Origin of the sequence: Cellulomonas sp. PS-H5, from assembly GCF_019265565.1 — a bacterium.
Lineage (GTDB): Bacteria > Actinomycetota > Actinomycetes > Actinomycetales > Cellulomonadaceae > Cellulomonas.
The window spans coordinates 1-18,732 of sequence record NZ_JAHVCI010000066.1 but is presented as its reverse complement, the minus strand read 5'-3'; the positions used below and the strand labels follow the sequence as shown (position 1 = coordinate 18,732).

Annotated in this window: 16 protein-coding genes; 6 read left to right on the top strand and 10 right to left on the bottom strand. The window is 74.5% G+C overall.

Annotation, left to right across the window (positions count from 1 at the left end):
* The 3 genes from J5O08_RS18175 to J5O08_RS21785 form a co-directional block, all read left to right on the top strand.
* The coding region (locus J5O08_RS18175) for a biotin/lipoyl-containing protein (RefSeq protein WP_304518531.1) at nucleotides 1-284 on the top strand (284 nt) is incomplete at its 5' end.
* Between the two features lie 5 nt (nucleotides 285-289).
* Nucleotides 290-793, top strand: a complete 504-nt coding sequence (locus tag J5O08_RS18170; protein ID WP_308281706.1) for an NUDIX domain-containing protein — start codon at nucleotides 290-292, stop codon at nucleotides 791-793.
* 78 nt (nucleotides 794-871) lie between these two features.
* Entirely contained in the window at nucleotides 872-2,884 is a 2,013-nt protein-coding gene (locus tag J5O08_RS21785; RefSeq protein ID WP_308281705.1) for an endonuclease/exonuclease/phosphatase family protein, read from the top strand.
* 30 nt (nucleotides 2,885-2,914) lie between these two features.
* On the opposite strand, the gene J5O08_RS18160 is transcribed toward J5O08_RS21785, so the two are convergent.
* A complete protein-coding gene (locus J5O08_RS18160; RefSeq protein WP_308281707.1) occupies nucleotides 2,915-4,330 on the bottom strand; it encodes an NAD(P)H-quinone dehydrogenase in 1,416 nt (471 codons plus the stop codon).
* A gap of 455 nt (nucleotides 4,331-4,785) precedes the next feature.
* On the opposite strand from J5O08_RS18160, the gene J5O08_RS18155 reads away from it, so the two are divergent.
* The 3 genes from J5O08_RS18155 (at nucleotide 4,786) to J5O08_RS18145 (ending at nucleotide 9,215) form a co-directional block, all read left to right on the top strand.
* Entirely contained in the window at nucleotides 4,786-5,616 is an 831-nt protein-coding gene (locus J5O08_RS18155) for a purine-nucleoside phosphorylase (RefSeq protein WP_218708306.1), read from the top strand.
* 125 nt (nucleotides 5,617-5,741) lie between these two features.
* Nucleotides 5,742-7,631, top strand: coding sequence for a phospho-sugar mutase (locus tag J5O08_RS18150; RefSeq protein WP_218708305.1), 1,890 nt, complete (start codon nucleotides 5,742-5,744; stop codon nucleotides 7,629-7,631).
* Nucleotides 7,632-7,781: 150 nt separating this feature from the next.
* Nucleotides 7,782-9,215, top strand: coding sequence for a P-loop ATPase, Sll1717 family (locus J5O08_RS18145; RefSeq protein ID WP_218708304.1), 1,434 nt, complete (start codon nucleotides 7,782-7,784; stop codon nucleotides 9,213-9,215).
* A gap of 68 nt (nucleotides 9,216-9,283) precedes the next feature.
* On the opposite strand, the gene deoC is transcribed toward J5O08_RS18145, so the two are convergent.
* From deoC to J5O08_RS18100, 9 genes are all read right to left on the bottom strand, one after another.
* Nucleotides 9,284-9,958: a deoxyribose-phosphate aldolase gene (gene deoC, locus J5O08_RS18140; RefSeq protein ID WP_218708303.1), complete on the bottom strand. Its 675-nt coding sequence runs from the start codon at nucleotides 9,956-9,958 to the stop codon at nucleotides 9,284-9,286.
* A complete protein-coding gene (locus J5O08_RS18135) occupies nucleotides 9,955-11,046 on the bottom strand; it encodes an adenosine deaminase (protein WP_218708302.1) in 1,092 nt (363 codons plus the stop codon). The genes deoC and J5O08_RS18135 overlap by 4 nt, the downstream gene beginning before the upstream one ends.
* Before the next feature lie 84 nt (nucleotides 11,047-11,130).
* Nucleotides 11,131-11,352: a hypothetical protein gene (locus tag J5O08_RS18130; RefSeq protein ID WP_217614857.1), complete on the bottom strand. Its 222-nt coding sequence runs from the start codon at nucleotides 11,350-11,352 to the stop codon at nucleotides 11,131-11,133.
* Nucleotides 11,353-11,440: 88 nt separating this feature from the next.
* A complete protein-coding gene (locus J5O08_RS18125) occupies nucleotides 11,441-12,433 on the bottom strand; it encodes a hypothetical protein (RefSeq protein ID WP_218708301.1) in 993 nt (330 codons plus the stop codon).
* Nucleotides 12,434-12,652: 219 nt separating this feature from the next.
* Nucleotides 12,653-13,945 (bottom strand): thymidine phosphorylase, encoded by a 1,293-nt coding sequence (locus tag J5O08_RS18120; RefSeq protein WP_218708300.1) that lies wholly within the window; start codon nucleotides 13,943-13,945, stop codon nucleotides 12,653-12,655.
* On the bottom strand, nucleotides 13,942-14,346 hold the full coding sequence (locus J5O08_RS18115; protein WP_217614854.1) for a cytidine deaminase: 405 nt from the start codon (nucleotides 14,344-14,346) through the stop codon (nucleotides 13,942-13,944). Before J5O08_RS18115 ends, J5O08_RS18120 begins: the two co-directional genes overlap by 4 nt.
* A gap of 123 nt (nucleotides 14,347-14,469) precedes the next feature.
* The gene (locus J5O08_RS18110) at nucleotides 14,470-15,750 is read right to left on the bottom strand and encodes an ABC transporter permease (protein WP_217614853.1); all 1,281 of its coding nucleotides are present in this window, start codon (nucleotides 15,748-15,750) and stop codon (nucleotides 14,470-14,472) included.
* A complete protein-coding gene (locus J5O08_RS18105) occupies nucleotides 15,747-17,030 on the bottom strand; it encodes an ABC transporter permease (protein ID WP_374225994.1) in 1,284 nt (427 codons plus the stop codon). Before J5O08_RS18105 ends, J5O08_RS18110 begins: the two co-directional genes overlap by 4 nt.
* A complete protein-coding gene (locus J5O08_RS18100) occupies nucleotides 17,027-18,607 on the bottom strand; it encodes an ABC transporter ATP-binding protein (RefSeq protein WP_218708298.1) in 1,581 nt (526 codons plus the stop codon). The genes J5O08_RS18105 and J5O08_RS18100 overlap by 4 nt, the downstream gene beginning before the upstream one ends.
* Between the last annotated feature and the right edge of the window lie 125 nt (nucleotides 18,608-18,732).

Here is an 18,732-nt window from a genome sequence, read left to right as displayed (position 1 = left end):
GCGCCGCCGCCGCGGGCCCCCGCCGCTCGGCCCCCCGCCGCGCCGCGGGCCGCCCGGCCGCCGCGTCCGGCAACGCCCTCACCTCCCCCATGCAGGGCACGATCGTCAAGGTCGCGGTCGGCGAGGGCGACACCGTGGCCGAGGGCGACCTGGTCGTGGTGCTCGAGGCCATGAAGATGGAGCAGCCGCTGGTCGCGCACCGCGCCGGCACCATCGCGTCCCTCTCCGCCGACGTCGGCGGGATGGTCGCGGCGGGCACCGCCATCTGCGAGATCGTCGACTGACCGCGGTGCCGCGGCGACCGCACCACCCGGGCGACGGGTGGGTCGAGTGCCGCCGGTGCGGCCGCCGGCACTGGGGCACCGCCGGCGCGGCCGGCCTGCTGCTGGCGCGCCCGGCGACGGCCACCGACGCCGCCGCGGTCGTGCTGCAGCACCGCGCGCCGTGGAGCGACCAGGGCGGCACCTGGGGGCTGCCCGGCGGCGCCCGGCACACCGGCGAGTCCGCTGTCGACGGCGCCCTGCGCGAGTCGCAGGAGGAGGCGGGCATCGAGCCCGCGTCCGTCCGGGTGGTCGGCGAGCACGTCCTCGACCACGAGGACTGGTCGTACACGACGATCGTGGCCGTGACGTCCGGCCCGGTCGACGCGCGGCCGACCGACGACGAGAGCCTCGCGATCGCCTGGGTCGCGCTCGACGACGTCGCGGCGCTGCCGCTGCTGCCCGCGTTCGCGGACGCCTGGCCGGCGCTGCGCGCGGCGCTGCCGCCCGAGGTCGAGGGCGCCGCGTCCTGAGGCCCGCGGGCGCCAGCGGCGCGCCCGCCCGGGGGAAGGCGTTCGCCCGCGCGGCACACCGCCCACTACGTTGACGGCGTGAGCGTCCCCGAAGCCGCACCGCCGTCGGTGCCCGCCGCGTCCGCACCGTCGCCGGCCGGGAGCCCGCTCCCGCCGGACGCGGGCACCGCGACCCGGGTCTCGCTCGTCGCCCTGGTCACCGTCCTCGCGCTGGACGCCGTGCGCGCCGCCGGCCCGATGCTGGACCGGGCGTTCGCCGTCAGCACCGTCGCCGTCGCCGGCGCCGCGCTGGTCACCTTCCTCGGGGCGGGGCTGCTCGCCGCGCTCGCGCTGGTCGGCACCGGCCGCCGCGGGCCGGGGACCGCGTCCGGCCGGACCGCCCTCGTCGCCGTCGTCGCGCTCGGTGCGGCCCGGCTGGTCACGCAGGTGGTGCACGACGAGGCGCGGTTCGTCGCCGGGCTCGTCACCGCGTCCCTCGCCGTCGCCGCGCTGGTGCTGGCGACGACGCTGGTCGCGGGCCGCGCGGGCGGCGGGCGGCAGGCGGCGCTCGGCCTCACGCTCGGCACCGGGCTGTCAGCGGGGCTCCAGCTGGCGCTCGGCACCTGGGACCCGCTGTGGCGGGGCGGGGTGCCGGGCAGCGTGGTGGCCGTCGTCCTGGTGCTGCTCGCGGTCGCCCTCGCGTGGGTCGCGCGCCGCGAGACCGCGACCGGACGGCCGCGCCGGACCTGGGTGCTCGGCCCCGCGCTCGCGCTGGTCGTGATGGTGCTGGGCAACCCCGCGTTCGCGGCGGCGCAGTCGCACCTGCCGCTGATGGCCGCGGGGACCGCGACCGTGCTGGCGTCGGCGCTCACCGCCTGGCTGCTGCTCGTGCCGCGGATCATGGCCCGTCCCGTGCGCTGGGCCGCGGCCGTCCTGCTGCCGGTCGCCACCGCGGTCGCGTTCCTCACCACCGGGGTGCCGGCGCTCGTCGCGATCCTGGTCGCGGAGGCCGCCGCGGGCGTCGTGCTCACGGTCGCGCTCAAGACCCGCAGGCCCGCGCCGCCCGGGATCCCGCGCACCGCGCTCGCCACCGGCGGCGTCGGGCTCGGGCTGGTCGTCGTGCTGCTGCTCTACCTGCTGGACTACGACGTGCCGCTCGGCGTCGACAACGCGTGGGTGGTCGTGCTGGCGGCGGCGCTGCTCGCGACCGGCGGCCTGCGGTGGCGCACGCCGCCGGAGCCCGCCGAGGCCGCGGCGCCCACGACGGTCGAGGCGGGGGCCCGCGAGCCCGCTCCCCCGCTGCGGGCCAACGCGCTGCGGTTCCTCGTGCTGCCGTCCGCCGCACTCCTGCTGGTCGGCTGGGTGTCCGCCACCCTCGCCGCACCGGCCCCCGCTGCCGACGCGGACCCCGACACGTTCGTGGTGCTCGACTGGAACCTGCACTACGGCGTCGCCGCGCACACCGCGGTCGACCTGGAGCAGATCGCCCGCACCATCGAGGCGCAGGGCCCGGACGTCGTCGCGCTGCAGGAGGTGTCCCGCGGCTGGGTGCTGGGCGGCGGCGCGGACATGCTCACCTGGCTGGGCCACCGGCTCGGCATGCACGTGGCCTTCGCCCCGGCCGCGGACCAGCAGTTCGGCAACGCCCTGCTGTCCCGCACCGAGCTCACCGACGTCGAGGTCGTCGACCTGCCGTACGGCGCGGGACCGCAGGCGCGGTCGGCGCTCACCGCGCGGGTCGCGGGGCCCGGGGGCGCGTCCGTGCGGGTGACGTCGGTGCACCTGCAGCACCGGGACGACAACGTGGACACCCGGCTCGACCAGCTCGCGGCGCTCGAGGCCGCGCTCCCGGACGACGGGCCGTCGGTGCTGGCCGGCGACCTCAACGCCGAGCCGGGCTCCGCCGAGCTCGACGCGCTGGACGACGCCGGCTGGGTGAGCGCCATGGACACCGCGGGCGCCGAGGACGTCCTCACCCACCCGAGCAACGAGCCGACCGTCCGGATCGACTGGGTGCTCGGGCGGGGCGGGGTGACGTTCGCGGAGGCGCGGGTGCTCGCGGACGACTCCTCGGACCACCTGGCCCTGGTGACGGAGGTCCGGGCGGGCTGACCCGCGCCGGGGCCGCCCGCACGCCCGGGTTCAGCCCTGGTCGGTCCGGTGCAGCACCCGGGCCACCTCGCCGATCGAGCCCGACAGCGACGGGTACACCGTGAACGCGTTCGCCACGTCGTCGACCGTCAGGCTGTGCGACACCGCGAGCGTGATCGGGAAGATCAGCTCCGAGGCGCGCGGCGCCACCACGACCCCGCCGAGCACCGTGCCCGCCGTCGAGTGCGCGAACAGCTTCACGAAGCCGTCGCGGACGCCGAGCATCTTCGCGCGCGGGTTCCGGGCCAGCGGCAGCGTGTGCGTGACGAAGTGCGCGTCCCGCTCGATCAGCGCCGTCTCGCTCAGGCCGACCGTCGCGATCTCGGGGGCGGTGAAGATGTTCGCCGCCACCCCGCGCAGCTTCAGCGGCGCCACCGCGTCGCCGAGCGCGTGCGACATCGCGATCCGCCCCTGCATCGCCGCGACGGACGCCAGCGGCAGCACGCCGGTCACGTCGCCGGCGGCGTAGACGCCGCGCGCCGAGGTGCGGGACACCTTGTCGACCTCGATGTGGCCGGACGGCGTCGTGCGCACGCCCGACTCCGCGAGCCCGAGGCCCTCCGTGCTGGGGATCGACCCGACCGCAAGCAGCACGTGGGAGCCGTGGATCTCCCGCCCGTCCGCCAGGGTCACGACCACGCCGTCCTCGGTCCGGCGGGCCGCCTGCGCCCGCGAGCGCCCGACGACCTCCATGCCGCGGGTCCGGAACACGTCCTCGAGCATCGTCGCGGCGTCGGCGTCCTCGCCCGGCAGCACCCGGTCCCGGCTCGACACCAGGACCACCTGCGAGCCGAGCGACACGTACGCCCCGGCGAACTCGGCACCGGTGACGCCCGAGCCGACCACGATCAGCCGCTCCGGCAGGGCGTCCAGGTGGTAGAGCTGCGTCCAGGTGAGGATGCGCTCGCCGTCGGGCTGCGCGTCGGGCAGCGTGCGGGGTGTCGCGCCGGTCGCCAGGAGGACGACGTCGGCGTCGAGCGTCTCCTCCGCGTCGCCGGTGACCACGACCCGCTCCGGGCCGTCGAGCCGCCCGTGGCCGATCACCACGCGCACGCCCTCGCGCTCCAGCCGGGTGCGGATGTCGTGCGACTGCGCCAGCGCCAGGTCCCGCACGCGGGCGTTCACGGCGGCCAGGTCGATGCTGTGCCGGCGGCTGCGGCCGGTGTCGTGGGCGGGGTCCGCGTCCTCGCCGGGGCCCGCGGGCACGTCCAGGCGGATGCCCAGGTCCGGGGCGCGCTCCGCGATCGTCATCCACTCCGCGGTGGCGATCAGCGTCTTCGACGGGACCACGTCGGTGAGCACGGCGGCGCCGCCGAGGCCCGCGCGCTCGACGACGGTCACCTCCGCGCCGAGCCGGCGGGCGACCAGGGCGGCCTCGTAGCCGCCGGGACCGCCGCCGACGACCACGACCCGGGGCGCCGGGCGGCCGGCGTCGGCGGGGCCGGGCGCGGGCGCGGCGGCGCTGCTGGTCGAGGAGGCGGGCGGGGCGGCCGCGGCGTCGGGGGCGTCGGCCGCGGCGGGGGTGGTCGCGGCGGGGTCGGCGGGCGCGGGCGTGGGTGTCGACGACGTCACGGGTCCATCTTCCCGGTTCGCGCCGCGGACGCACCTCGCGCCACGCCCCGCCCGCTCCCGCACCCTCCCTTCGTCGAGATGGCAGCTCTCGGCTGTACGCGGGGGCGCCGGCGCAGTCGAGAGTTGCCATCTCGGCGAGGTGGGCCCGCGCGGTGCGGGACCTTCCGGGGTCCTGCGGGGCGGGTGCGGCCGGTACGCTCGACCGTTGCGACCGCACGTGCCCGCGCGCCGGGTCGCCACCCGAACCGACCCGCACCACCACCGCCGCACGCACCGCGAGGAGCACCCGCATGGCCGACGACGCCCGTCTCGACGACCCGACCACCGACCCGCTGGCCGTCGCGGCCGACGCCGCCGCGTACCTCGCGGAGGCGACCGGGGTGGAGAAGCACGACGTCGCGCTGGTGCTGGGCTCCGGCTGGGGCGGTGCCGCGGACCTGCTGGGCGAGACCGTCGCCGAGATCGCGGCCCCCGACGTCCCGGGCTTCGCGGCCCCGGCCGTCGTCGGCCACGTCGGCACCATCCGCTCCGTCAGGATCGCCGCGACCGGCAAGCACGCGCTCGTGCTCGGCTCGCGCACCCACCTGTACGAGGGCAAGGGCGTGCGCCGCGTCGTGCACGGCGTCCGCACCGCCGCGGCCGCCGGCTGCTCGACCGTCGTGCTCACCAACGGCTGCGGCGGCCTGAACCCGGCGTGGGGCCCGGGCACCCCGGTGCTGATCCGGGACCACATCAACCTGACGACCGTGTCCCCGCTGGAGGGCGCGACGTTCGTCGACCTGACCGACCTGTACGCCGGCCGGCTCCGCGACGTGGCGCGCGAGGTCGACCCGTCGCTGGACGAGGGCGTCTACGTGCAGTTCCGCGGCCCGCACTACGAGACCCCGGCCGAGGTGAGGATGGCCGGGATCATGGGCGGCGACCTGGTCGGCATGTCCACCACCATCGAGGCCATCGCGGCGCGGCACGTCGGCATGGAGGTGCTCGGCATCTCGCTGGTCACCAACCTGGCGGCGGGCGTCGGCGACGAGCCGCTGTCGCACGCGGAGGTCCTCGAGGCCGGCGCCGCGGCGGGCCCGCGGATCAGCCGGCTGCTGGCGGACATCGTCGGCCGCATCTGATCGACGCGCCGCGCCGCCCGGGGTCCCCCGGCGGCGCGGCGCCCAGCACGGCACCACCGCGGCCCCAGCGCCGCGCAGCAGGCAGCGAGGTCGGGGCGGGGCGCCCCGGGGAGGACGGCAGACGGATGACCGAGCGCACCGAGACCGGCGCGGACGTGACGGAGCAGGGCGACGCCTGGGCGGAGCTGGCGGGCCGGGTCCGCGAGTGGATCGCGGACGACCCCGACCCGCGCACCGCGGCGGAGCTGACCGCCCTGCTCGACCGCGCCGAGGCGGGCGAGCCGTCCGTCTCCGGTGGCGCCTCCCCCGAGGACCAGCAGTCGGCCACCGACGTGCGCGAGGCCCGCGAGGACCTGGCCGACCGGTTCCAGGGCCTGCTGCAGTTCGGCACCGCCGGCCTGCGCGGCGCCGTCGAGGGCGGCCCTCACCGGATGAACCGCGCGGTCGTCATCCGCGCCGCGTCCGGCCTGGGCGCCTACCTGCTCGGCGAGCTCGAGGGCGTGTCCCCCGCGCCGCGCGTGGTCGTGGGTCACGACGCCCGGCACGGCTCCGTCGACTTCGCGCGCGACACCGCCGCCGTGCTGACCGCGGTCGGCATCGAGGTCGTCATGCTGCCGCCGTACCTGCCCACGCCGGTCCTGGCGTTCGCCGTCCGGCACCTCGGCGCCGACGCGGGCGTCATGGTCACCGCGAGCCACAACCCGCCGCAGGACAACGGCTACAAGGTCTACCTCGGCGGCCGGGTCGTCACCGACTCCGGCCAGGGCGCGCAGATCGTCCCGCCGATGGACGCCGCCATCGCCGCCGAGATCGCGCGGGTCCCGTCGGTCGCCGCCGTGCCGCGCGCCGCCGAGGGCTGGTCGTCGGTCGGCCCCGAGATCGTCGACGCCTACGTCGCCGAGGTGCTCGGCCTCGCCGACCTGTCCGACGAGGCCCGCGCCCGGCACGCCGCGCTGCGCGTCGTGCTCACCCCGATGCACGGCGTCGGCGGCGGCACCGCCCGCCGGGTGCTCGCCGAGGCGGGCTTCACCGACGTGCACGTCGTGACGCTCCAGGCCGAGCCCGACCCCGACTTCCCCACGGTCGCCTTCCCGAACCCCGAGGAGCCCGGCGCCATCGACCTGGCCGTGGCGCTCGCCGCCGAGGTGCAGGCCGACCTGGTCATCGCCCTCGACCCCGACGCCGACCGCTGCGGGGCGGCCGTGATCGACCCGCGGGCGCGCACGCACATGAGCGCCGGCTCCGCGGGCTCCGACGGCTGGCGGATGCTGCACGGCGACGAGACCGGCGCGCTGCTCGGCAGCGTGACGGCTTCCCGGCTCGGGTCCGTCGGCGCGGCCGTGGCCGACGACGCGCCCGTGCTCGCCAACTCGATCGTGTCGTCGCGGCTGCTCGGCCGGATCGCCGCGCACGCCGGCCTCCGGCACGCCCAGACGCTCACGGGCTTCAAGTGGATCTCGCGCGTCGAGGGCCTCGTGTACGGCTACGAGGAGGCCCTCGGCTACTGCGTCGACCCCGCGCACGTGCGGGACAAGGACGGCATCTCCGCCGCGCTGACCCTCGCCGGCCTGGCCGCCCGCCTCAAGGCCGAGGGCCGCGCCCCGGTCGACGTCCTGGACGACCTCGCCCGGCAGCACGGCCTGCACCTCACCGACCAGCTGTCCGCCCGGTTCACCGACCTGTCGCAGATCCCCGAGACCATGCAGCGGCTGCGCGAGCACCCGCCGGTGGTGCTCGCCGGCTCGCCGGTCATGGCGGTCGTCGACCTGGCCGCGGGCTCGGACGCCGACCGCGAGGGCCTGCCCCCGACCGACGGCATCCGGCTGCTCACCCAGGACGACACCCGGGTCATCGTCCGGCCGTCCGGCACCGAGCCGAAGGTGAAGTGCTACCTCGAGGTCGTGGTGCCGGTCGAGGAGCACGCCTCGGTCGCGTCGGTCGGCGAGGCGCGGGTGGCCGCGCGGGCGCGGCTGGACGCGGTGCGGGCGGACGTGGCGGCGGCGCTGGGGCTCTGACGCCCGGCGTTAAGCGGTTGCGCGACGGTCATGCCGCCGTTGAGCATGACCGTCGCTGCTCGCAGAGTGTTCGCACCTGAGGGCTCGCGCATTCGGGTGACAGCCCAGGCTCTTCGTGACGATGCGAACCGGCGGACCTATCATCGAACGATGCCGTCTCGCCTGCCAGCGTTCAAGGATCTTCATTTCGGCCACCTGGACGCAAGCCAGGAAGCGGTTGAAGAGCCCGACCTCCTCCGTGACGGTTACTATGACTATCGAGAAGCCGTCTACGGAATTTCGGTGCGGCACACCTGGCTCCTTCTGGGCCCGAAGGGGTCGGGCAAGTCGGCTGTCCTCGAGTCCATTCGCCTGAACTGGGAGTCGGACCCGCAACGCTTCTTCACATACTGGGACCTCGGCAAGTTCCCAGTGAACGACGTGACTCGGATCGCCATGGGCCAGTCAGCTGGAGCGTCTCGCACTCAGGCCGCGTGGGAATTCCTGCTACTACTTCGCGTGATCGAGTCACTTGACCGCGATCAAGGCCTAACTTGTGCCGGATCGTTCACCAAGATGGTCAAGGGCCTCAAGGGAAACGGCCTACTTTCCGGGGACTGGATCTCCAGGGTCGCGCGATGGGCCGGGACGACGGTCAAATTCGACGCCAAGATCCTCGGCATCGAGTCGCAATGGACCCCCGACTCGGTAACACCGCTGGACGTCAGCGCCTACGTCCGGGAGCAACTGGCAACAGTCGAGACTTCAAGCAAGCACATAATCGCGCTGGACGGCCTCGACTCGTTCTTCTTCGAGGCCGAAGATGAATGGACCTCGTTGGCGGGCCTAACGTCCGCGCTATACTCCCTCAACCGCGAACTTCTCGACCTTCGGCTTCCGGTCGTTGTCGTAGCAGCGATCCGATCAGACATCCTCGACGTCCTCCCCGGGCCCGAGGTGACGAAGTTGAAACCCCATTCCGTACACCTTGACTGGCACGCGAACGGGATCGGCGCCAAGAACCACCTGTGGACGCTGCTGTCCAGGAAGGCCGGAGTGCGGCATCCTGACGTGCGAGACCTCGTCACGCAGTACCTGCAAACCCCCGTCGCAATCGGACCCCATTCCCGCCTTCCGGAGTTTCTGCTCGACAACACAAGGCTGCTGCCCCGCGATACTGTAGCCCTGATGGGCTTCTTGCAGAAATGCTATCTGGGTAACAATCACGTCACCGAAGGAGCTGCAAAGCGGGCGGTACAACTCTACGCGGAACAGTACTTTGTGAGCGAGATATTCGATAATCTTGCAGGCGTCCTTCCAGCGGGGAGCGCCAGGCACATAGGTGCATTCCGTGACGCGTTGCGAACTGCACCGTCGCGCTTCTTCGACATCACCTACTTACGCGACGAGCTCGAGGGCGACCTCGAAGCTCCGCAGATCAAGATGCTCCTGAAGCAGATGTTCGAGACCGGTGGCATCGGCATCCGCAATGGCCAGTACACGGATTTCGTTTTTCGGAAGGTCTCGGGCGCCGGGTTCACTACTCGTCATCAGTTCATGCTTCACGATGCACTTACGCGCGCGTGGAATCGCCCCTGGAAGTGATCGGCACCGCCCTATAGCAAAGCCCCGCTCTGAGCCAGAGCGGGGCTTTGCCCTTGGTGCGAAGCGACCTAGTACCCGCCGTCCGCCTCGAAGCCGCCGAGCACCGCGGCGGTGCCGGACAGGCCGAGCCGGGTCGCGCCCGCCTCGATCATCGCGAGGGCGTCGGCCGTGGTGCGGATGCCGCCCGAGGCCTTGATGCCGAGGCGGCCGCCGACGGTGGCGTTCATGATCTCGACGGCGTGCACGGAGGCGCCGCCGGCGGGGTGGAAGCCCGTCGAGGTCTTCACGAAGTCGGCGCCCGCGGCCTCGGCGGCCCGGCAGACCTCGACGATCTCGTGGTCGCTCAGCGCGGCCGACTCGATGATGACCTTGAGCACCACGGGCGCCGGGGTGGCGGCGCGCACGGCGGCGATGTCGGCCTGCACGTCGGCGAACCGGCCCTCCTTGGCGGCGCCGACGTCGATCACCATGTCGACCTCGTCCGCGCCGTCGGCGACGGAGCGGGCGGCCTCGGCGGCCTTGACGTCGCTGTGGTGCTTGCCCGAGGGGAAGCCGCACACGGTGGCGACCTTGAGGCCCTGCGCGTCCAGCGGCAGGAACGACGGCGAGACGCACACGGAGTACACGCCGAGCGACGCGCCCTCCGTCACGAGCGCCTCGACGTCCGCGCGGGTCGCCTCGGGCTTGAGCAGCGTGTGGTCGACGAACTGCGCCAGCGCGGCGGCGTCGAGGGACTGGGTCATGCGCGGTGCCTTCCTGTTCCGGTCGGTGCGTGACCGGGGACGATGACCCGGTCGATGAGGTCCTGGCGCTCGTCCGCGTGGACGAACGCGTGGCGGGCGGCGGTCAGGGTGACCGTCCGCACGTCGTCGAGGGTCCAGCCCGCCTCGGTGACGAGCAGGTGCAGCTCGCGGCTGAGGCCGGTGCGGGACTGCAGGCGGTTGTCGGTGTTCACCGTGACGGCGAACCCCAGCCGCAGCAGGGTCGTGACGGGGTGCTCGGCGATCGACGCGGCGGCGCCGGTCTGCAGGTTCGACGTCGGGCACACCTCGAGGGCGATGCCGCGGTCCCGGACCCAGTGCGCCAGGCGGCCCAGCACGGGCGCGCCGTCGTCGTCGTGCCGGATGTCGTCCACCAGCCGCACGCCGTGGCCCAGGCGCAGGGCACCCACGTCGACCGCCTCGTCCATCGAGTCGCGGCCCGCGGCCTCGCCGGCGTGCACCGTGACGGGGAACCGCGCGGTGCGCAGCTGCGCGAAGGCGGCGCCCAGGGCGCTCGCCGGGAAGCCCGCCTCGGGACCGGCGATGTCGAAGCCGACGACGCCCCGGTCCCGGTTGGCGAGCGCCAGGGCGGCGATCTCGTCGGCGCGGTCGGACTGCCGCATGGCGCACAGCAGCAGGCGGGCGCGGATCGGGCGGCCGTCCGCGGCCGCCTCGGCCTCGCCCTCGGCGAGCCCCTCCAGGACGGCGTCGACGGCCTGCTGCAGCGACAGCCCGCCCTCCTGGTGCAGCTCCGGGGCGAACCGCTCCTCGACGTACACGACGCCGTCGGCGGCCAGGTCCAGCACCGCCTCGCGCGCGACCCGGCGCAGGGCCTTGGGCCGCTGCATGACGGCCAGGGTGTGGCTGAACGTCGCGATGTACGCCTCGAGGCTGCCGCTGTCCGCGGCGTCCCGGAACCAGGCCGCCAGCGCGTCCGGGTCGGTCGCCGGCAGCTCGTGCCCGACCTTCTCCGCGAGCTCCACGACGGTCCGCGCGCGCACGCCCCCGTCGAGGTGGTCGTGCAGCAGGACCTTGGGCAGCGCGACGATCTGCTCGAAGGTCACGGTCATGCGCCCACCGTAGTGGCCGGGCGCCCGGAACCCCGCATCGGGGAGCCGGGCGCCCGGGCGGCTTGTCCGCGGCGCGGGGGGACCTCAGGGGTAGTCGTCCCGCTCGTCCTCGGGGACGGGCGTCTTCTGCTCGGCGACGTCGCCCGGGTCGGCCTCGCCGACCAGGTCGGGCCGCGGGTCGTCCGGCTCGTAGGCGCCGTCGCGGGCGTCGCTGTCGTCATCGGGCCGGACCTCCGGCAGGTCGGTCAGCTCGGGCTCGACGAGCCCGGCGTCGCGCCAGGTCCGGTCGCCGGGAACGGTGCTCATGTCCACTCCTCCGGTCGGCGGCGGGGTACACCCCCATCGTGTCCCGGACGCGCGCGACCCGCCAGGCCGGACCGGTGCCGTCGGGGTGTCAGCGGGCCGGGGTCGGCAGGAGCGCCCAGGCCAGGTGGGTCCAGTGCCCGAGCGCCGGCACCGGGCCGGACGGGGAGCGCAACGCCGCGAGCGGAAGCGGCAGCACCGCCCCGGCGCCCGGCTCGTAGACCCGGTAGTCGTCACCCGCGCGGCCCACGGCCAGGACCACGTGCCGCGGGACCGCGGCCCCGAGGCCGCCGGACAGGTCGCCGCCCGAGTACAGCGGCACGGGGATCCCGCGGTCGAGCGCGGCGTCGACGCGCGCCAGCAGGTCGTCGACCTCCGGCGTCCGGGTGTCGTCGACCAGCACCGACCGGTACCGCACGCCCGGGAACCGGGCCAGGCGCGCGGCGCCCCACGGCGGCGTGCCGAGCGAGCGCGGCCAGGGCAGCACGCCGGCGAGCGCCCGGGCCGTGCTGCGCCGGTGCAGGGCCGCCTGGAGCAGCCCCCAGCGCGCCGCGGCGGCCTCCTCGCCGGTGGCCGAGGCGTGCACGACCCGCCCGTCCGGCGTGCGGAACCAGGTCGGGGCGTCGGGGTGGTGCGGGTCGGCGGGCTCGGGCAGGTCGAGGCCGGCCAGCTCGGGCGGGCGCGGCCCGTCGGGCAGCCGCCCGGACACGAGCCAGAGCGCGAGCCGCGGGTCGCCGGCGGCCGCGAGCAGGCCCAGGACGGCTGCGCCGCACGTGGTGCCGTCGACCTGGCGCGCGGCGGCGGTGCCCCAGCGGACCATGCGGCCGGCGGGGACGTCGAGCGGGGCGAGCACCTGCGCGCGCCGCCGGGCGTCGAGGCCGTCGAGGGCGTCCGCGGGCAGGGCGCCCCGGGCGACGGCGGCGGCGAGCGCGACGCCGTCGACGCGGGACGGCGCCGGGCTGTCCGCCCCGCCGGCCGCGCCGCGTGCGACCCCGCCGCCCGGTGCCGGCGGCACCACCCGGCCACGCAGCGCCCGCAGCACCGTCGTCAGCTGCCCGCTGCGCCACCCCGATCGCGCGCCCACGCCCGCTCCCCTCTCCGGCCGAACGCCCATTCTCACCCGTCCGACCCGTCCGCTCCTCGCCGAGTGGGCACTCGATGTCCCCACCGCGGGCCCGGAAGGGACATCGAGTGCCCGCTCGGCGACCGGGGAGACCTGCGAGCGGGCGGTCGGGGCCGGTCGCGGGCCGGTGTACGGCGAGGCCCCGCAGCGCACGCGCGCTGCGGGGCCTGCGCGCTCGCGTCAGGAAGCCGCGATGCGGTCCAGGACCAGCGGGGTCGGCGCCACGGCCTCGGCCGCGACGTCGAAGCCGCCCTCCAGGGCCTCCTTCGCGCGCTCGAACCGCTCCGGGGTGTCCGTGTGCAGGGTCAGCAGCGGCTGCCCCGCGCGGACCGCGTCACCGGGCTTGGCGTGCAGCTCGACGCCCGCGCCGGCCTGCACCGGGTCCTCCTTGCGCGCGCGACCCGCGCCCAGGCGCCACGCCGCGATGCCCACCGCGTACGCGTCGAGCCGGGTCAGCACCCCGTCGGCGGGCGCGAGGACCTGCTCGGTGTGCCGCGCGACCGGGAGCGTGGCGTCGGCGTCGCCGCCCTGCGCCTCGATCATCCGGCGCCAGACGTCCATCGCGCGGCCGTCCGTCAGCGCGGCCCGCACGTCGAGCCCCGGGCGCCCGGCGGCGGCCAGCATCTCCTCGGCCAGCGCGACGGTCAGCTCGACGACGTCGGACGGCCCGCCGCCCGCGAGCACCTCGAGCGACTCCCGGACCTCGAGCGCGTTGCCCGCCGTGAGGCCGAGCGGCGTCGACATGTCGGTGAGCAGCGCGACGGTGTTCACGCCGGCGTCGGTGCCCAGGTCGACCATGGTGCGCGCGAGCTCGCGGGCGCGGTCCAGGTCCTTCATGAACGCGCCGGATCCGACCTTGACGTCCAGCACCAGCGCACCGGTGCCCTCGGCGATCTTCTTGCTCATGATCGACGACGCGATGAGCGGGATCGCCTCGACGGTGCCGGTCACGTCGCGCAGGGCGTAGAGCTTGCGGTCGGCGGGCGCGAGGCCCGAGCCGGCCTGGCAGATCACGGCACCGGGGCCGTCGAGCTGCGCCATCATCTCGTCGTTCGACAGCGCCGCGCGCCAGCCCGGGATGGACTCCAGCTTGTCGAGGGTGCCGCCGGTGTGGCCGAGGCCGCGGCCGGACAGCTGCGGGACCGCGACGTCGAACACGGCCACCAGCGGGGCGAGCGGCAGGGTGATCTTGTCGCCGACGCCGCCGGTCGAGTGCTTGTCGGCGGTGGGCCGGCGCAGGCCGGAGAAGTCCATCCGCTCGCCGGAGGCGATCATCGCCGCGGTCCACCGCGAGATCTCCGCGCGGTCCATGCCGTTGAGCAGGATCGCCATGTTGAGGGCGGACATCTGCTCCTCGGCCACGACACCGCGGGTGTACGCGTCGATGACCCAGTCGATCTGCGCGTCCGTCAGGCGGTGCCCGTCGCGCTTGGCGACGATGACGTCGACGGCGTCGAACTTCTCGGTGCTCACGAAGACTTCCTCTCGACCAGGTCGGACGGCCCGAACGCGTCGGGCAGCACCTCGGTCATCGGCTTGATCCCGCTCACCGTGTCGACGAGCAGGTCGGGACCCCCGTGCTCCCACAGGAGCTGGCGGCAGCGGCCGCACGGCATGAGGGCGTTCCCGTGGGCGTCCACGCAGGCGAACGCCACGAGACGCCCGCCGCCGGACACGTGCAGCCCGGACACGAGCGCGCACTCGGCGCACAGGGTCAGGCCGTAGGAGGCGTTCTCGACGTTGCAGCCGACGACCACGCGGCCGTCGTCCACCAGCGCCGCGACGCCGACGGGGAACTTCGAGTACGGGACGTACGCGCGGTGCATCACCTCGGTGGCGGCGGCACGCAGGGCGTCCCAGTCGATCTCCGGCACAGCCGGTCTCCTGTTCTCCCCGGGCGACCGGGGCGTCTCACGGCACCTGCTCGGACGCTCCCGAGTGTGCCCGTGAAGCACGACCGCCGCCGCCCTGCGCGGGCGACGGCGGTCGTGACGTGCTCACTTCACGTAGGCGATGCCCTCCGCGGCGGGCGCGCGCACCCGGCCGACCAGCCCGGCGACCGCGAAGATCGTCACCACGTACGGGGTCATCAGCATGATCTGGCTCGGGATCGGCGTGCCGATGATGCCGAGCACCACCTGCAGGTTGTCCGCGAAGCCGAACAGCAGGGCCGCGGCCAGGGCGCCCTTCGGGCTCCACCGGCCGAGGATCATCGCGGCGAGGGCGATGAAGCCCTTCCCGCCGGTCATCTCCTTGCCGAACGCCAGACCGTTCGCGACCGTGAAGAACGCGCCGCCGAGGCCGGCGATGGCGCCGCCGAGCAGCGTGTTCCACACGCGGGTGCGGTTGACCTTGATGCCGACGGTGTCCGCGGCCTTGGGGTGCTCGCCGACGGCCCGCATGCGCAGGCCCCAGCGGCTGCGGAACACCAGCACCTGCAGCACGATCACCACGACGTACATGAGGTACACGAGGATCGTCTGCCGGAACAGCACCGGGCCGATGATCGGGATGTCCGAGAGCCCCGGGATCGCGAGCGTCGGCAGGCGCGGCGGCGCGTTCAGCGTGTCGGCGTTCTCCTTGAGCACGGTGGAGAACAGGTAGCTCGTGATGCCCACGACCAGCACGTTGAGCACGACGCCGACGATGATCTGGTCGACCACGTACTTGATCGCGAACGCGACGAGCAGGGCGGAGACGAGGGCACCGGCGATGGGCGCGGCGATCAGGCCGACGTAGGCGCTGGAGGTGATGGTCGCGACCACGGCCGCGAGGAACGCGCCGGCGAGCAGCTGGCCCTCGATCGCGATGTTGATGATGCCGGACCGCTCGCTGACCAGGCCGGCGAGGGCGCCGAACACCAGCGGCACCGCGAGGAACAGCGACCCCTGCAGCAGGCTCGTGAGGGGCAGCGGCTGCGCCTTGCCCGCCACGGCCCACGTGAGCAGGGCGAACACCAGCGCGACCGCGTAGACGGCGGGCAGCCAGACGCCGACCTTGCGGCGGGTCCGCGCCGCCTGGAACGACCAGGCCGCGAGCCCGAGGGCGATCAGGCAGAGCACGATCGCGGTGAGCTTGGACGGGACGGAGAACGCGATGTTCTCCCCCGGCGCGAACATGGTGAACGAGGTCTCCCGGCCCGAGGCGGGCAGGATCCCGAACAGGAGCAGCGCGACCGCGGCGACCGCGCCGTAGGCGATCGGCGCCTTGTACGAGATCGGCGGCAGCGGCTTGCCCGCCGCGGCGCGCGCGGGGGCGGGGGCGGCGACGGCGCTCACGCGGCGGCCTCCTTGACGACGGGCGCGGCGAGCTCGGCCGGCTGGGCGCCGGGACCGCGGGGGGACGGGAGGCGGAACACCGCGCGCACCAGCGGGGGCGCCGCGATGAACAGCACGACGAGCGACTGGACGACGAGCACGATGTCGATCGGCGTGCCGGTCCGGGACTGCATCGCGAACCCGCCGGCGCGCAGGGCGCCGAACAGCAGGCCGGCGAAGAAGGTGCCGAGCGGCTTGGACCGGCCGAGCAGGGCGACCGTGATCGCGTCGAACCCGAAGCTGGCCGCGATCCCGGCGGTGAGGACCTTCTCGGTCCCGAGCACCTGCGCGGTGCCCGCCATGCCGGCCAGGCCGCCGGCCACGAGCATCACCAGCAGGTACATGCGGTTGACGTTGATGCCCGCGGTGCGGGCGGCGTTCGGGTTGGACCCGACCGCGCGGAACGCGAACCCGATCGTCGACCGGTTCATCAGCCACCACACGAACACGGCGGCGAGGATCGCGACGACGAAGCCGAGGTGCAGCCGGAACTGCGGCCCGAGCAGCTGCGGGTACAGCGCGTTCTCGGCGATCGGCGGGGACACCGGGTTGTTGCTGTCGCCGCGCTTGAACGCCGACGTGGTCAGCAGGTAGCCCACCAGGTAGATCGCGATGTTGTTGAGCATGATCGTGACGATCACCTCGTTGGCGCCGGTCCGGGCCTTGAGGTAGCCGGCGATGCCGGCCCACAGGCCGCCGCCGATGACGCCGCCGATCACCGCGAGCAGCAGGTGCAGCACGGGGGGCAGGTCCCAGGCGAAGCCGATGTAGCCGGCGAAGATCGCGCCGAGGATGATCTGGCCCTGCGCACCGATGTTGAACATGCCGGCCCGGAAGCCGATGCCCAGGCCGAGGCCCGCGAGGATCAGCGGGACGGACCAGGTCATCGTCTCGGTGATCGGGCGGATCCCGCGGGCGAACGTCGCGGCACCCGGGTCGAAGACGGCGCCCTGGAACAGCGCCACGTACGCGCCCCAGACCGCGTCCCACGCCGCCGAGAAGAAGTCCGCCGGACGCGCGAAGAAGTACCCCGCGGCGTCCTGCACGGCGCTGTCGGCGGCCGCGATCAGTACGCCGGAGATGACGAGCGCGAGCACCAGGGCGGCGACCGTCACCAGCCAGCTGCTCTCCAGCATCTCGCGGAGCGCGCCCTGGGCGCGCGACTCGAGGCCGTCGTCGCGGCGCGCCGGCGCGGTGGACCCGGCCGGCGGCTGCTCGGGGGCGGGGGTCGCCTGGCTCACTTGCTCTCCTCCTCGGAGGCCTCGATGTCGGCCTCGCCGAGCACGGTGTGGTGGGTCGCGGCCTGCTGCACGGCCTCGGCCTGCGGGACGCCGGCCATCATCAGGCCGAGCACGTCGCGGTCGGTGCCGCCGGGGACGATGCCGACGATCCGGCCGCGGTACATGACCACGATCCGGTCCGCCAGGGCGAGCACCTCGTCGAGCTCGGTCGAGACGATGATCACCGGGGTGCCGGTGTCCCGCTCCTGCACGATCCGCTTGTGCACGAACTCGATCGACCCGACGTCGAGACCGCGAGTGGGCTGCGACGCGATGAACAGCCGCAGCGGGCGGGACATCTCGCGGGCCAGGACGACCTTCTGCTGGTTGCCGCCGGACAGCGTGCCGGCGTGCGCCTCGGTCGACGGCGTGCGGACGTCGAACTCGACCGTCCGGCGCTCGGCGTTCTCCTGGACCCGCTTCGGGTCGAGGGAGATCCCGCGGGCGAACGGCGCGCGGTCGTACAGGTCGAGGATGAGGTTCTCGGCGACCGAGAAGTCGGCGACGACGCCGTCCTCGGTCCGGTCCTCGGGGACGAACCCGACCCCGGCGTCGAGCACCTGCTTGACCGTGCGGCCGACCAGCTCGGTGCCGTCGAGCACGACGGACCCGGCCACCGGCTGCTGCAGGCCGAGGATGACCTCGGTGAGCTCGGTCTGGCCGTTGCCCTGCACGCCCGCGACCGCGACGATCTCGCCCCGGGCCACGTCGAACGACACGTCGTCGACCTGGCGCACGCCGGCCTCGTCGAGCACGGAGAGGTTCCGCACCTGCAGGGCGACCTCGCCTGGCTGCGCGGGCGCGCGGTCGACGCCGAGCGAGACGGACCGGCCGACCATGAGCGAGGCCAGCTCGGTCTCCGCGGCGTCGGGCCGCGCGCTGCCGACGACCTTGCCGCGCCGGATGACCGTGATCCGGTCCGCGACGGCGCGGACCTCACGGAGCTTGTGGGTGATGAAGACGATGGACGTGCCCGCCGCCTTCAGCTGCCGCATGATCGCGATGAGCTCGTCGGTCTCCTGCGGCGTCAGCACCGCGGTGGGCTCGTCGAGGATGAGGACCTTCGCGTCCCGGGACAGCGCCTTGATGATCTCGACGCGCTGCTGCGCGCCGACCGGGAGGTCCTCGACCAGGGCGTCGGGGTCGACGTCGAACCCGAACCGGTCGGAGATCTCCTTGACGCGGCGGCGGGCCGCGGTCAGGTCCAGCATGCCGCCGCCCTTGACGGGCTCGTACCCGAGGACGACGTTCTCCGCGACGGTGAACACCGGGACCAGCATGAAGTGCTGGTGCACCATGCCGATGCCCGCGGCCATCGCGTCGCCCGGGCCGGCGAACTCCACGGCCCGCCCGTCCACGAGGATCTGGCCCTCGTCCGGGTCGTAGAACCCGTACAGCACGTTCATCAGGGTGCTCTTGCCGGCACCGTTCTCGCCCAGCAGCGCGTGGATCTCGCCGGGCTCGACCACCAGGTCGATGTGGTCGTTCGCCACCAGGGCGCCGAAACGCTTGGTGATCCCCCGCAGCTCGAGCTTCACGTGGGACTGCTCCTTCGGTCGATCGTGTCGCTGCGCACACTAGGCCAAACCGGACGGCCGGAGACAGCCGCAAGGTCCCGGGTGCGCGGGTGAACGCAGCGGTGGCCCGGGCAGGCGGCCGGCCC